General features: G+C 63.4%; 11 protein-coding genes and 2 CRISPR repeat arrays. Of the genes, 10 read left to right on the forward strand and 1 reads right to left on the reverse strand.

Features of this window, described 5'->3' with window-relative positions; translation table 11 throughout:
- Nucleotide 1 precedes the first annotated feature (1 nt).
- The 10 genes from ABZ552_RS13720 (at nt 2) to cas2 (ending at nt 11,311) form a co-directional block, all read left to right on the forward strand.
- The gene (locus ABZ552_RS13720; RefSeq protein WP_281874002.1) at nt 2–295 is read left to right on the forward strand and encodes a hypothetical protein; all 294 of its coding nucleotides are present in this window, start codon (nt 2–4) and stop codon (nt 293–295) included.
- A 63-nt stretch (nt 296–358) separates the two neighbouring features.
- Nucleotides 359–934: a hypothetical protein gene (locus tag ABZ552_RS13725; RefSeq protein WP_281874000.1), complete on the forward strand. Its 576-nt coding sequence runs from the start codon at nt 359–361 to the stop codon at nt 932–934.
- A gap of 97 nt (nt 935–1,031) precedes the next feature.
- A complete protein-coding gene (locus ABZ552_RS13730; protein WP_357437277.1) occupies nt 1,032–1,271 on the forward strand; it encodes a hypothetical protein in 240 nt (79 codons plus the stop codon).
- Nucleotides 1,272–1,888: 617 nt separating this feature from the next.
- A CRISPR array of direct repeats spans nt 1,889–3,169; the repeat unit is 37 nt; unit sequence CCAGCGCCGAGCGTTCGCGCTCGGCGAGAATCTCAAC.
- A gap of 108 nt (nt 3,170–3,277) precedes the next feature.
- The gene (gene cas3, locus ABZ552_RS13735) at nt 3,278–5,575 is read left to right on the forward strand and encodes a CRISPR-associated helicase Cas3' (protein WP_281873998.1); all 2,298 of its coding nucleotides are present in this window, start codon (nt 3,278–3,280) and stop codon (nt 5,573–5,575) included.
- Between the two features lie 322 nt (nt 5,576–5,897).
- Nucleotides 5,898–6,530, forward strand: coding sequence for a type I-C CRISPR-associated protein Cas5c (gene cas5c / locus ABZ552_RS13740; RefSeq protein WP_281873997.1), 633 nt, complete (start codon nt 5,898–5,900; stop codon nt 6,528–6,530).
- The gene (locus tag ABZ552_RS13745) at nt 6,531–8,384 is read left to right on the forward strand and encodes a type I-C CRISPR-associated protein Cas8c/Csd1 (RefSeq protein ID WP_281873995.1); all 1,854 of its coding nucleotides are present in this window, start codon (nt 6,531–6,533) and stop codon (nt 8,382–8,384) included.
- A 35-nt stretch (nt 8,385–8,419) separates the two neighbouring features.
- Nucleotides 8,420–9,367 carry a type I-C CRISPR-associated protein Cas7/Csd2 gene (cas7c, locus tag ABZ552_RS13750; RefSeq protein ID WP_281873994.1) on the forward strand — a complete coding sequence of 316 codons (948 nt, stop codon included), beginning with the start codon at nt 8,420–8,422 and terminating at the stop codon, nt 9,365–9,367.
- 6 nt (nt 9,368–9,373) lie between these two features.
- On the forward strand, nt 9,374–10,012 hold the full coding sequence (gene cas4 / locus ABZ552_RS13755) for a CRISPR-associated protein Cas4 (RefSeq protein ID WP_281873993.1): 639 nt from the start codon (nt 9,374–9,376) through the stop codon (nt 10,010–10,012).
- Nucleotides 10,005–11,021 carry a type I-C CRISPR-associated endonuclease Cas1c gene (cas1c, locus tag ABZ552_RS13760; RefSeq protein ID WP_281873991.1) on the forward strand — a complete coding sequence of 339 codons (1,017 nt, stop codon included), beginning with the start codon at nt 10,005–10,007 and terminating at the stop codon, nt 11,019–11,021. The genes cas4 and cas1c overlap by 8 nt, the downstream gene beginning before the upstream one ends.
- Complete coding sequence (gene cas2 / locus ABZ552_RS13765; RefSeq protein WP_350356338.1) at nt 11,021–11,311, forward strand: CRISPR-associated endonuclease Cas2; 291 nt, start codon at nt 11,021–11,023, stop codon at nt 11,309–11,311. Before cas1c ends, cas2 begins: the two co-directional genes overlap by 1 nt.
- Nucleotides 11,312–11,448: 137 nt before the next feature.
- Nucleotides 11,449–12,059: direct repeats of the CRISPR family, unit length 37 nt; unit sequence GCAGCGCCGGGCCGAAGCGCCCGGCGAGAATCTCAAC.
- Between the two features lie 114 nt (nt 12,060–12,173).
- Here the strand turns inward: cas2 and ABZ552_RS13770 are convergent.
- Nucleotides 12,174–13,178, reverse strand: coding sequence for a site-specific integrase (locus ABZ552_RS13770; protein ID WP_281873989.1), 1,005 nt, complete (start codon nt 13,176–13,178; stop codon nt 12,174–12,176).
- Nucleotides 13,179–13,839 lie beyond the last annotated feature (661 nt).

A 13,839-nucleotide genomic window follows, 5' to 3' on the forward strand; every position in this document is an offset into this window, starting at 1 on the left:
TATGTTCCCTTACATTTGTGGTCGGGTAGCGACTGCTTCGTCGGGTGGCGGCGTACGTCGCGGTACAGCCGAGAGCTTCTACGAAGACTATGAGGAAGCGGTATGGTGGTGCGACTACGTCGCCCGCCACGGCCTGGACCAAGCACGGCTGATCCTCGACGCCAAACGCGGCGGATCCGGCGATGGCACGCTGCTGGCGGACTGGCTCAACGACCACGCCGACCGGCTACTGAAGGTCGGCAGCATCGACGCGCCCACGCATCGCCACTACCTGGCTACGTCCGCAACGACATAACCCCGTTCTTCGGGGAAACCGCGCGCCTGGACGCGGTCACCCAGGACACCGACGCCACGGATCGTGTTCCTCAGCCAGGACAAGGGCAACGCGCCCAAGACGATCAAGAACAAGCACGGCTTCCTGTCCAGCGGCATGCGCGCGGCGGTCGAGCAGCGTCCGGTGCCGTTGTTGCCGTTCAACCCATGCTCCGGGGTGCGGCTGCCCGCCGATCGCGGCACCGAGCACGACATCTTCGACAACGACGAAAGAGAGTTGTTCGAGGAGCTGATTATTGCTCGGTGGCGTCCGCAGGCCGAGTTCGGTCTGGTGTCGATGGCACGGCCCTCGGAGGTCGGGGCGCTGCTGGTGCGTGACGTGCACCCCGTGACCGGCGCGGTGCGGATCACCAAGGCGTGGAAGGACGCCGGGTCGCGTCTGGTTCTGGGCGCCCCCAAGACCGCGCGCGGTACCCGCACCGTCAACATCCCGGTGCAAACCCTGGAGCGGCTGGATCTTTCTCGTCCAGCGGACGAGTTTGTTCCACACCCGCCACGACACGCCGATCCGGGCGTCCTACTTCTACGAGAAGGCATGGCAACCGGCGCTGCGGCGCCTCGACGCGCTCGCCTCTGCGGCTGCGGCGTTCGAGTGTGGTGAGAACATCCGCGCGCGGGCCCAGCTGAGCCCGTTCACGAAGAAGGCGCAATGGCGTGGCGCCGACCCCGAGGCGCTGATCGCGCAGTACGGCACGGCGGTGAAGACTCTGCGGATCAAGCACCTGCCGCCGTACACGTTGCGCCACACTGGCATCTCGTGGAAGTTGCAGGACGGTGTGCCCATCTTCGTGGTATCTCGTGACGCGGGGCACGAATCGGTTGCCGTGACCGACCGCATCTACGGTCACAACGACCGCCGTGCCAGCGAATCCGCTGCCCAGGTCATCGCGCACCGGCTTCCTCGGGTCCGCGCGAACATGCTCGCGCTGGCTGCCTGACCGGCAGCCGGCCGCAACCCCCCGATCGATCCGAGCGAAATCCATTGCATTGCAGTTTATATCACCGTGAACGGAATGAATTGGAATGCAATGCAATTTACGTACTTAGTTGTGATAGCCGCGTATTCGAATCCCTGGAGTTGTAGCTGCGCGGTTTCGTGCCATCATTGCGGGTTCCGAGGGGCTCGGGCAGCCTCGTGGCCGACCGTACTGCGACACGTTGCTGAGATCAGAGATGTCCGAGCTAACCCCCGCTCGAGCGTCCCCAATGAGTGAAATCCATTGCATGCGAATCATTCCCAGCGGGCGAAATGACAAACGGGTCGGAACGGAATTCCCATGCTGACAGACTCAGGAGCAAGAACCTGATCAGCGTGCTGGGCCGCTGCGAGTTCCGGACCGCGCCGCTGGCGGCACGGTCCGGCTGCCGACAAGTGCGGTGCGGCGCATGAATTACCAAAACCTCGTTCGTATTGATCCACGCTCGGCTCGGAACCTCAAGCGCGACGAAGTCACCAGGAGGGTTCCGAACCAGTGACCAGGGAGAACAACATCTGATGACCAATGCATCGCGATGCAATCTGTATGCTTCCGGTGAAAAGCCCAGGTCATCGAGCCCAGCGCCGAGCGTTCGCGCTCGGCGAGAATCTCAACTCCGAAGGAAGGTTCGATGGCGGTGTGAGCCCCTATGCCAGCGCCGAGCGTTCGCGCTCGGCGAGAATCTCAACCCGGCCCTGAGCTGGTCCGCACCCTCCCCCGAAGAGCCAGCGCCGAGCGTTCGCGCTCGGCGAGAATCTCAACGTTCACCAGATCGGGCAGGACGACACCGATCTTGTTGCCAGCGTCGAGCTTCGCGCTCGGCGAGAATCTCAACCCTGACTCGCCAGAACCAGGGAATGCGGTTGGTGCCAGCGCCGAGCGTTCGCGCTCGGCGAGAATCTCAACCAGTGCGGCGGATCGCAATACATCCGCTCGACCCGGACCAGCGCCGAGCGTTCGCGCTCGGCGAGAATCTCAACGCGCAGCAGCGCGCGCTCGAACAGCTCGCGCTTTGTCCAGCGCCGAGCGTTCGCGCTCGGCGAGAATCTCAACATTGAGGAGCCGGCGCCGCTGCCGTGGCTGTCCGAACCAGCGCCGAGCGTTCGCGCTCGGCGAGAATCTCAACACCGACCGATGCGACGACTGCGGCGACTACTCGACCCAGCGCCGAGCGTTCGCGCTCGGCGAGAATCTCAACGTCGGCCACATCGATGCGTGAGTGCGGGAAGTCGACGCACCAGCGCCGAGCGTTCGCGCTCGGCGAGAATCTCAACAATGTGACCGACGTCGATGAGGCACTGCGCAAGTACACCAGCGCCGAGCGTTCGCGCTCGGCGAGAATCTCAACTTCACGCCGTTGATGTAGACGCTGTAGACGTTGTTCCAGCGCCGAGCGTTCGCGCTCGGCGAGAATCTCAACATCAACGATCTTGGGGTGCCCGAGCGGCTGTTTCCGCCAGCGCCGAGCGTTCGCGCTCGGCGAGAATCTCAACATCCGGGCGATGAAGGTGACATCGCCGAGTACTCCCCGCCAGCGCCGAGCGTTCGCGCTCGACGAGAATCTCAACAGAAGGAGCAGGCCCAGAAACTGGAGCAGAACCTGCCAGCGCCGAGCGTTCGCGCTCGGCGAGAATCTCAACAGGCTGGCCGTCTGCACAGTCAACAGACCGACGTCGGTCCAGCGCCGAGCGTTCGCGCTCGGCGAGAATCTCAACTGCCACTGGTTCGACACGGCGCCACTGTTCTGGACCAGCGCCGAGCGTCCGCGCTCGGCGAGAATCTCAACAGCACGGTCAGCTCCCGTTGCGCTCCGGTGGCGCACCCAGCGCCGAGCGTCCGCGCTCGGCGAGACTCTCCACGGTCGCGGAAACGTCTACACCCGTGGGTTTGCCATCGCCAACGCCGAGCGTCGCGCTGCCTAGTCGTTGGTCGGATGAACGGTCGGTGCTCGGGGATAGATTGGCGGAATGGTTCTTTGGGCGCACAGCCGGAGTGCGGTGTCGGGAGTTCGCCACGGGCTCGATGAGCATTGCAGGTCGACTGCGCTGTGGGCGTCTCGCTTCGCTTCGGTGTTCGGCGCGGGGGAGTTGGCGTATGTGTTGGGGTTGTTTCATGATGCGGGGAAGGCGTCGTGTGCTTGGCAGCAGCGGTTGTTGGAGGTGGAGGGCACCGCGAACCGGGTGGGGGTTGCGCATAAGCAGTTGGGTGCGCGGTTGGTCTTCGATGTTTGTGGTTTGGCAGCGATGGCGGTGTTGGGTCATCACGGAGGTTTGACGAATCCCTCACAGCTGAGGGATGTCCTGACCAGTTTGCTCAGCGATGACGATGATGAGGCTGCGGCTCGGTTCTTGTTCGCTGTGCCAGAGGCTTCTGGTGTGTTCGCTGGGCGGCGGTTGTATCCGGGTAGGTGGCGGGGGGTGTCGGAGAAGCTGGTGTGGGAGATGCGGCTGCGGATGGTGTTTTCGGCGTTGGTGGATGCCGATCATCTGGATACCGCAGCACACCAACGTGGCCTGCCGGGCCCGCAGGTCGCGCCGCCGACGGATATGCGGATGCTTGTGCAGCGGTTCGAACGCCGTCGTGCGGCGCTGATTGATGATCGGGGCGACGAGATCGGTCAGTTGCGTTCGCAGGTGTATGAGGCCGCGGTGGCGGCTGCCGCTGGCGAACCCGGCCTGTACCGGCTGGCGGCACCGACGGGCTTGGGAAAGACGTTCGCGCAGGGGGCGTTCGGGCTGCATCATGCAGCGCAATGGGGCAAATCGCGGGTGATTGTGGCGGTGCCTTTCATCACGATCACCGAGCAGAACGCTGATGTCTACCGGCGATTGCTCGATGACAGTGACGAGCCGGTGGTACTGGAGCATCATTCGAGCGTCCGCTTCGATGAACGCGACGACAGCCAAGACCCGGCCGTGACCAGTACCCGTGATCGGTGGGCGCGGTTGGCGGCGGAGAACTGGGACGCGCCGTTCGTGGTGACCACCACGGTGCAGCTGTTCGAGTCATTGTTCGGCCGCAGACCTTCTGAGGTCCGCAAGGTGCACCGGTTGGCGAACGCGGTTGTGATCCTGGATGAGGTGCAAGCACTGCCGACGCGGCTGTTGCTGCCGATCTTGAGTGGATTGCGGATTCTCGCGGAGGCTTTCGGTACGACAGTGTTGTTGACCTCGGCGACGCAGCCGCAGTTTCAGGCGCTGTCGGTGTGGAAGGCGTCCGAGACCTACGACGAGGTTCGTATCAGAGAGATCATCGCAGATCCGCAACCGCTGTTTCATCGAGCCCGCCGAGTGCGCTACGAGTGGCGGCTGGATCCGAAACCGACCTGGCAGGAGATCGCCGATGCGGTGATCGGGCAAGCCCAAGCAATGGTGGTTGTCAACTCCGTTGCTGATGCTCGAGGCCTGTTCCGGTTGGTTTCGCGGCATCGGAACGATGTGTGGCACCTGTCGACTCGAATGTGCCCCATTCACCGCCGCGCTGTTCTGGCGAAGGTGACCGAGCGGTTACGGGCGGGTCGGCCGACAGTCCTCGTCGCGACGCAGTTGGTGGAGGCCGGTGTTGATCTCAGCTTCCCGACGGTGTGGCGCGCGTTGGCTCCGGCTGACTCGCTGCAACAGGCTGCCGGCCGCGCCAACCGCCACGGCGAACACGACGAAGGTGGGCTGGTTGTTGTCTTCGACCCCGCAGAGGGTCGTCGCCCTACCGAGTATGAGCTGGCGTGCTCGCTGACGGTGACGCATTTCGGGCCTGACGGAGCCGCACTGGACGATCAACGGGCGTTGGCTCGCTACTACGAAGAGCTATACGCCGATCTGCAGCTCGACCAGCATCGGGTGGATTCATCGAACGCGCCCGTAGGTCAAGTTGTTCAACGTAATCGAGAAGGGCTGGACTTCATCGCGGTGTCCGATGGTCCGCTCGTGGACGCCGGTGGTTCGAAGCGGCGCGATCGGAAAAGAGCGTTCCGGATGATCACTGACGAGTCGATGCCGGTGGCCGTCCTTGATCACGAGGACGCCGCACGGGTAGAAGCGATGCTGGCTGACCTCGCTGCGGGCACCGTGCGGGCTGGCGCTGCGCTTCGACAGTTGCAACCGTGGATCGTCCAGTTGCGCACGAGCATCACTCAACGGCCTGAAGTGGCGGCCCTGATCGATGCTGTTGTCGGTGATCTTGGTGTATGGAAGGGCGCTTACGACTGGGATCCCCGAACTGCCCGCGGCGTCGGGCTCGATGAGGGCAGTATTTCAACAGTTTTCTGACCGGAAGCCGGAGCTGCCTGGCTGTCGCATAAGAGGGCCTGCTGACGCGGTTCGAGCAGTACCTGTCGAATGCTCGACATTTCACGCCGAACAGTTCTTTTCGGATGACGTTTTCCGGCTCGTTTAAAGCGACTGGTCGGTTGAATTCTCCCTCCTCTGGTGGCTCGAGGGGCGACATGGTGCGGCTGATGGCGTAGATCCGTCAATCGCTGCGAACTTGTCGGTGCCATAAGGCATGATCCCGCAACGGGTTCGAGGGCATACGTGATCTACCACCGCGATCACGTCTTGCTCAATGGGTTCCGGAAGGATGGGGTGGTTCATGGTTTTGGTTATTCAAGTTCACGGTCCGGGCGCGTTGTTCACGCAGCCGGGGTTGACTGCTGAGCGGTTGACGTATTCGGTGATGACGCCGACTGCAGCGACTGGGGTGTTGACGGCGATTTACTGGAAACCGGAGTTCCGGTATCGGATACAGAAGATCGAGGTTCTTAGTCCGATCAGGACGTTTACGTTGCGCCGTAACGAGACCACGGACCTGGCTTCGCTGACCGATGCGGTGTCCGCGGGTCGGACGGTCGACACCGTTGCACATCGCGTGCAACGGAATGCGTTGTGCTTGAAGGATGTCGCTTACCGTATCCATGCGCAAATCGAGTTGATGCCGCATGCGGACAAGCCCGAGGCGGCGTATCGGGATCAGCTGCGGCGGCGGGTGGCCCGCGGGCAGTGCTTCAGCCAGCCGTACCTGGGTACGCGGGAGTTCCCCGCGGCGTTCGAGGAACCGGACGATCGCGCACCGATTGAGGTATCGGCCGATCTGGGGATGATGCTGCACAGCATCGACTACTCGACTACGCCGCGTCGGTCCATGTGGTTTCGTGCCCGCCTTATGCATGGTGTGTTGGAGGTCCCCAGGCGCGGGATCGGAGACGATGCGGTGGGGGTGTCCTGAATGTTGTTGGAACGTTTGACCTCCTATGCGAGGGAGAATCGCAGCGCAGTGCCGGCGTTTCACCGAGATCGAGAGTTTCGGTGGAAGTTGGATATCCGCACCAACGTTGCGCCGACTTTGCAGCCGCTGCGCGATCAGGACAGGCCGAAGCGAGGGGTCGTGCACACTGTGCCGGCGTCGACTCGCACCGTGGGAATATCGCCGAATCTCGCGGCCGACGATGCTCAGTACGTTCTGGGTTGGGGAGATGACAGTACCGACGAGTCGCGGGTCGCCGACTGTCACAGCGCGTTCGTCGCTTTGATCGATGACTGGGCTGCCGAGGTACCCGCCGAGCAGGACCGGATACCGCACCTCTTGGCCGATCTATATCGTTCCGGCGCCTTGGCAGCGCTGGCGCGTCCAGAGGAGGTGCGCGCGAAGGACGGCGTGGTAATCGCGGTCGACGGCCGGTATGCCTACCGCAGTCCGAGCGCGGCGGAGTTCTGGCGGACCCGTGTCGGCCTGACGAAAGGCAGTGGGCGCAGGGGGGTATGCATGGTATGCCGACGTCTGGCCCCGCTGGCGAACACGATCCCGGGCAAAGTCCCTGCGACGCTGGTACCCGGCGCCAGCAACGACACGGCGCTGGTCAGCATCAACGAGCGGATGTTCGGCTACGACTTGGCCCCTCAACTGACCCACACTCCGATCTGCTTGACGTGCGCCGACGATGTGATGGTCGGGCTGACCGGTGTTTTATCTTCTGACCACGCGCTGACCTACTCAGGACAGGACACGCGAGTTGCGTGGTGGGTCGCCGAGACCGACGAACCCGACCGCATGCAACTGATGCTCGAACCCGATCCGGCCGAGGTCGACGCGTTCTTCGAATCGGTACACCAGGCTCGCGAACGCACCCAGCGTCTCCACGGCCGGTTCTGCTGGTTGGCTGTCGGCGGCAACGTCGCCCGGATCATGGTCCGCGAATGGCTCGATATCGCCCTGACCAGCAAAGACGATGGCGTCGTCAACCACGACACCAACATCCTGGCATGGTTCACCGATCACAAGAACACCCCACGGAGGACCCAGCCGCTACGGCGGCGGGACGGGACCGAAATTCCCGCTGGCAAGTGGGTGCACAGCCCAACTGCTCTCGCGGCGTGTCTGGGCCGCTGGGATGAGAACAGTAAGCGCTACCGACCGTTCGGCGCTAAGAACGCCGACCGACCCGACCATGCTCTGCATCAGCTCTTACGGGTGGCGGTGCTCAACGAGCCGTTACCGGTGGCAATGCGCTCACACCTGATCCACCGCATCCGCAGCGACAGCCGGATCGACGACCACCGCGCCGCGCTTGTGCGGCTCGCCTTATCCCGAAACCCGCACCGACCGAAGGACGACACGGTACCGATGTCCCTGGACGAAACCTGCACCGATCCCGCTTATATCGCTGGCCGGCTGTTCGCCGCCTTGGAGGACACTCAACGAGCCGCACACCGCAAACCCAAGAGCGAGCCGGACAGCTCGACCGAGCCGGACCAAGAGGCGGCAGGCGATGTCGCGCGGCGCGAGGTCAACAGCACTTTCGGTGACCGCTTTCTGCGCCGCGCCGTCGATACGCCCAGACCCGTTCTGGTGCAGGGGCGCAAAGAAGCCGCTGCGTGGCTGACTAAGATCCGCCGCCGCGACAGCTCCAGACGCGCTGGCTGGTACAAGAACCGGTTGACCGAGCTGTATGACCTGCTCGAACAGGCAGGGGGCGTTCCGATGCGCAACAACTTGCGCCAGCAGGAGCAATTCATTCTCGGCTACCACCATCAGCTCGCCCACCGGACCATCCCCACGAGCACAGCCACCGACCAGGCGTGACAACTCGACACCCTTCAGGAAGGACTCCCACTCCGATGACTGCTCACCCTGCCGCACACCTGAACCCTGCGGTGCGTCACGACATGGTTTTTCTGTTCGATGTCACCGACGGCAACCCCAACGGCGACCCCGACGCAGGCAACCAGCCACGCGTCGACCTCGAATCCGGCCACGGACTGGTCACCGACGTGTGCTTGAAACGTAAGATCCGCGACGGCCTGGCCTTGGCCGCAGCGGGCAATCCGCGCTACGGCATCTTCGTCGAGGCCGGTCACGCGCTGAACACCCGGCTCAAAGAATCCCTGACAGCCACCGGGGTCGAGACACCCGCAAGCAACACTCGGAAGAGTGGCAGAGAGAAAGCGAAACTGACGGCAGACCAAGCTGCGGCGGCGAGGATCTGGCTGTGCGACCGGTATGCCGATATCCGATTGTTCGGGGCGGTGTTGTCCACCGGCGAGACCAACGCGCTGGGCAGCATCCGTGGCCCGCTGCAGTTCGGGATGGCCCGCTCACTCGACCCGGTCATCCCCACCGAACACGCCATTACTCGTGTCACCCAAACCCGCCAAGAAGACATCGACAACGGGGAAAGCACAGAGATGGGCTCCAAATGGACTGTGCCCTACGGACTGTACCGGGTCGAGATCACCTACTCCGCCGCCCGCGGCGGCCAGACAGGCGTCGACACCAAAGATTTCGAACTGCTTTACCAAGTGATGGAAATGATGTTCGATCACGATGCCTCGGCAACTCGCGGCCGTATGAGCGCGCGCGGACTGCACGTATTCAGCCACGACAACGTCTTCGGCAACGCTCCCGCCCACAAACTTTTCGCCCACGTCAAGATCGACGCGAACCGAGACCCACAGCAACGTGAGACTGCTGACTGGAGCCCACGCCAGTTCAGCGACTACACCGTGACACCGGTAGACACCGGTGCCCTGCCGTCCGGTGTCACCTACACCGAAGTGTTCAGCTGACCGGTGATGCCGGAGCAGTCTCTCACCAACGACCGATGGAGTGTGCCGATCTCGGCGATCGAGCATCACGCCTACTGCCCCAGGCAGGCGGTGCTGATCTGGCAGGAAACCTATTTCGAGTCCAACACCGACACCGTCCGCGGCGACCTTGCGCATGAGGCAGTCGACCGCGGCGGCACACTGACCGGACGCACAGGCGCACGCATATGGCGTGCGCTGCCCGTGCACAACCACGAACTGGGGATCCACGGCATCTGCGACACAGTTCACCGCACACCGGGCGGTCCGATACCAGTCGAACACAAATCCGGCCGCTACACCCCCGGCGGCCCAGCCGACCTACAGGTGGCAGCGCAGGTCTTGTGTCTGCGAGAAATGTTCGACCAACCCGTGCCGCACGGAGAGTTGTTCGCGGGAAAGAGCCGCCGACACTACCGCATCGCCGTCGACAGCGCCCTCGAAGCTGCAGTGCGAGACGCAATTGAGCAGTTGCGGCGACGCATCACCGAATTCACACCGCCGCCACCGGCGAACGACCACCGCTGCACGCGATGCTCGCTACGCCCGGGCTGCCTACCAGAAACAGCACGGCGAAACTCGATCGACTTGTTCACACCGCGACCAATCCGAAACCACGATGACTGAGCTGCTCAAAACCCTCTACGTCACCACACCAGGCACCAGCCTGCACCTCGACGGGGACGCGCTGCGCGTCTATCACCCGGACAAGCCGGGTCGACATCTGCTGCCTCTCATCCGCCTCGATCACATCGTTGCCTTCAACGGCGTAACCATTACCGACGACCTCATGCACCGATGCGCCGCCGACGCACGCGGCGTGACGTGGCTGACACGCAACGGCAAGTTCCTCGCGCGAGTCAGCGGACCTCTGACCGGCAACCCACACCTGCGCATCCAGCAAATCCACGCCCACCACAACCCGGACCTGCGGTTGGCCATCGCCCGATCGATGGTCGCAGGCAAGCTGCACAACTACCGTCAGCTACTGCTGCGGTCAGCGCGCGATCTCACCAGAGACCGGCAAACCACACTTCGCGCCATCGCAGACCGCCACGGCACATCACTGATCACCCTGCGAGATGCCGCCACGCTGGACGAGATACGCGGCATCGAAGGCCGCGCCGCCCGCGACTACTTCCAAGCAATGCCCACCCTGGTGCCTGGCGCCAAAGTCGGCAGAAACAAACGACCAGCCACCGACCCGGTCAACTGCCTACTGTCATTCGGCTACGGCATGCTCCGTGCCGCTGTCCACGGCGCCCTCGAACAAGTCGGGCTCGACCCCTACATCGGATACCTTCACGGTATCCGTCCGGCCAAACCCGCACTTGCACTCGACCTTATGGAAGAATTCCGGCCGCTGCTGGTCGACCGCCTCGTGCTCACTTTGCTCAACCGAACACAAATCAAACCAACCTATATGCAACAACTCCCAGGCGGACAGATCCACCTGACTGACGAAGGCCGCAAATTCTTCCTCGAACAATGGTCCACAGCACGCGAACGTACGTGGCCCCACGCCTATCTCGACCGCGAGATCCCCGCTGCGCTTCTCCCACTCGTCCAAGCGCGACTACTGGCCCGCCACCTACGTGGCGACACCGATACGTACATCCCCTGGACAGTGTCCTGATGGAACTTCTCATCACCTACGACGTAGACACCACCACCCCAGCGGGCACCCGCAGACTCCGTCACGTCGCGAAGACTTGCGAAGGATACGGACACCGCGTCCAAAAATCCGTCTTTGAAGTCACATGTACCCCAACAACCCGCCTACTGCTAGAAGCTGCCCTCGCCAGAATCATCGACTCGGCACACGACAGCATCCGCATCTACCAACTCGACCGCGGCGCCTTTCGGACAGCCCGACACCTCGGTGCCGCGGTGCAACCGCCGCACTCCACGCCCCTGGTCCTGTAACGACTCGGTTCGGAACCCCAAACGCAACCACAACAACAGGAACGTTCTCAACCCGCGACCAGGGCAAGCGATAGTTCGATAAGCCGAAAGCACCATCTGTTCCATATGCTGAGGCGAAAATTCGCAGCTCATCCAGGGCAGCGCCCGGCCGAAGCGCCCGGCGAGAATCTCAACAACGAGGCCAAGGCGGCAGCGGCAGCCGCGCGGGTGGCAGCGCCGGGCCGAAGCGCCCGGCGAGAATCTCAACCCCGACGGGGTGACGTGGGGGCCGGTGGACGGCAGCAGCGCCGGGCCGAAGCGCCCGGCGAGAATCTCAACACCAACGTAACCCCGTAATGCATGAACGGGGCCCCGCAGCGCCGGGCCGAAGCGCCCGGCGAGAATCTCAACAACCAGATCGCGGGTGTCGTCGGGCACGCCCTGCGCAGCGCCGGGCCGAAGCGCCCGGCGAGAATCTCAACTTGAGCAGATGACCACCATTCGCAGCGCCCGAGCTGGCAGCGCCGGGCCGAAGCGCCCGGCGAGAATCTCAACCACACCATCGCTGCCAAAATGACCGCGCATCGGGCAGCGCCGGGCCGAAGCGCCCGGCGAGAATCTCAACGCGAGCATGGTCACTTGGTTGTTGAAGTGCACCACGCAGCGCCGGGCCGAAGCGCCCGGCGAGAATCTCAACGGCATCGTGTGGTTCGTGGTGCTCGCATGGTCGAGACTGCGTCGGGCTGAAGTGCCCGGCGAGAATCAACGCCTTTCGCTTCGGGAGTGCGTGACTGCATCGCCCTCGCAGCGCTGGGTCGGAACTTCCGGACCGGTCTTGGTGAGATAGGTCTGGTCGAGACCTTCGGTGAGGCGCGCTTGGACGTTAGATTGCGAGGGGGTGCGGTTCGCCAGTGAGTGCGGTTACGGCTGATGCGACTTCTTCGATGGATGCTCGGACGTATGTGAGGGTGGCGCCGTCTTGGCCGGTTGGTCCGGCGTGGGCCGCGAATGCGCGGGCGGTGGCGTATCCGAAGTTGCGTTCGACCCAGGTCAGGGTGGTGTGTCGGAGCCAGTGGGTTGTTATCTGCTGGGTGGCGACCCAGGGTAGGTGGCGGCCGATTCGATTCCAGAGGTGGTCGTACCGGCGTCGGGTGATCGGACGGCCGTGTTGGTATCGCAACAGTTGGAGTCCTGGATCGGGGCTTCGTTCACCGTGTGCGATCAATCGGGTCATCAAGGTGGGGGAGACCGGCTGCCAGTGCAGGGTTCCGCCCTTGCCGGACAGTCGGATCAAGCATTGCTCGGGGTCGAGGTCTTCTTGGCGAAGTTTGAGGGCGCCACCTGTGCGGCAGGCGGTTTCGAGGTGTAGTCGCAGGAGGAGGGTGTCGAGTTCGGGGTCGTCTCCTGTGGTTGCGGCGGCATGGTTGATTTGTTCGAGTTGGCGGGTGGACAGTGCGCGACGTGTGCCGGGAAGTCGTGGTGGCTTCTCCAGATGCGCGGACGGGTTGGTGGAGGCGGAAATGTGCCCGTCGTTGCTGGCGTATCGGTAGAGGCAGCGAATGGCGCAGACCATGTGTTCGGCGGCGGATCGCCCTCCGCGGTTATTGCGGCGCACGACGGCGGTACGTCGAGCCTGCTCAACGAAACCCTGTAGTTCGAGGTGTGTTGGTTGGTCGATTGGGCGGTCCGGCCAACGCCGACTGAGTTGACGCCAGTAGGGAAGGTAGGTGCGTCGGGCTCCGGCGGGAACCGCTTCGGCGACTCGCGGTACGTACTCAGCGAAGGTTGGCGTTTTGCTGGCGGGGGTTGTCGTGTGCAGTAGTTCTTCCGGGCGGATTCCCAACCGCTCCAGAAACAGCCGGGCAACCTCGTGGTCGTCGGGGATCATGCCGCACCGTGGAGGAGTGCTAAAGCAGATGACAGGGCCTCGTACACGATCGGCGCCGGGACGATGGCGACGACATCGGCATTGGGTATGGCGATGAGGAGGAGGGGATCGCCGAGAACGATGCCGGTGGCGCGCCGTGTCGCTGCGGGCAGTCGTATCTGTCCTAGTCGGCTGATCCTATGGCGGGTTGCGTGGGGATGGGCCGACCGGATGGCGATGAGATGTCCAGCGACGGTATAGGTGATGGGTTGGCCTGCTGGCCAACGTAGTTCAGCGAATATGCGGCGGCCGGATAGTCGCGCACGGTCGTTGATGATGGATACCGCGATCGTCGAAGGCCCTATATGGCGCTTGCGTGTGGCGAGGGCCGGATCTGCGGGCAGAGGGAGGCCTGCACGTGGCTGAATAGACATGGACACTTTCTTTCTCGGTCCAGTCTGCCGATTCTCCCTATCTCCATGAAAGCTGATCATCGACAATCGCGCCACCGCAGCTCGAGAAGAGATCGCCCCTCGCGGAGCGTGGGTCGGCACTACCGTGGTGTCGACTGAGCTGGTCACTGTGGCGCCGGTGCGTGTGAACCGGATGGCGGTGGCGTCGATCTGTCGCGGACCCTGCCAACTGCCGTGCTGGCTCTCCACCGACATATTTGGGGTGGCGG

Source organism: Nocardia sp. NPDC019219 (assembly GCF_040632645.1).
Taxonomy (GTDB): domain Bacteria; phylum Actinomycetota; class Actinomycetes; order Mycobacteriales; family Mycobacteriaceae; genus Nocardia; species Nocardia sputorum.

Bases quoted from the DNA above. Each gene is read 5' to 3' on its own strand.
- ABZ552_RS13720 (WP_281874002.1), top strand. From the start codon at position 2: ATGTTCCCTTACATTTGTGGTCGGGTAGCGACTGCTTCGTCGGGTGGC.
- cas3 (WP_281873998.1), top strand. From the start codon at position 3,278: ATGGTTCTTTGGGCGCACAGCCGGAGTGCGGTGTCGGGAGTTCGCCAC.
- cas5c (WP_281873997.1), top strand. From the start codon at position 5,898: ATGGTTTTGGTTATTCAAGTTCACGGTCCGGGCGCGTTGTTCACGCAG.
- ABZ552_RS13745 (WP_281873995.1), top strand. From the start codon at position 6,531: ATGTTGTTGGAACGTTTGACCTCCTATGCGAGGGAGAATCGCAGCGCA.
- cas7c (WP_281873994.1), top strand. From the start codon at position 8,420: ATGACTGCTCACCCTGCCGCACACCTGAACCCTGCGGTGCGTCACGAC.
- cas4 (WP_281873993.1), top strand. From the start codon at position 9,374: ATGCCGGAGCAGTCTCTCACCAACGACCGATGGAGTGTGCCGATCTCG.
- cas1c (WP_281873991.1), top strand. From the start codon at position 10,005: ATGACTGAGCTGCTCAAAACCCTCTACGTCACCACACCAGGCACCAGC.
- cas2 (WP_350356338.1), top strand. From the start codon at position 11,021: ATGGAACTTCTCATCACCTACGACGTAGACACCACCACCCCAGCGGGC.
- ABZ552_RS13770 (WP_281873989.1), bottom strand. From the start codon at position 13,178: ATGATCCCCGACGACCACGAGGTTGCCCGGCTGTTTCTGGAGCGGTTG.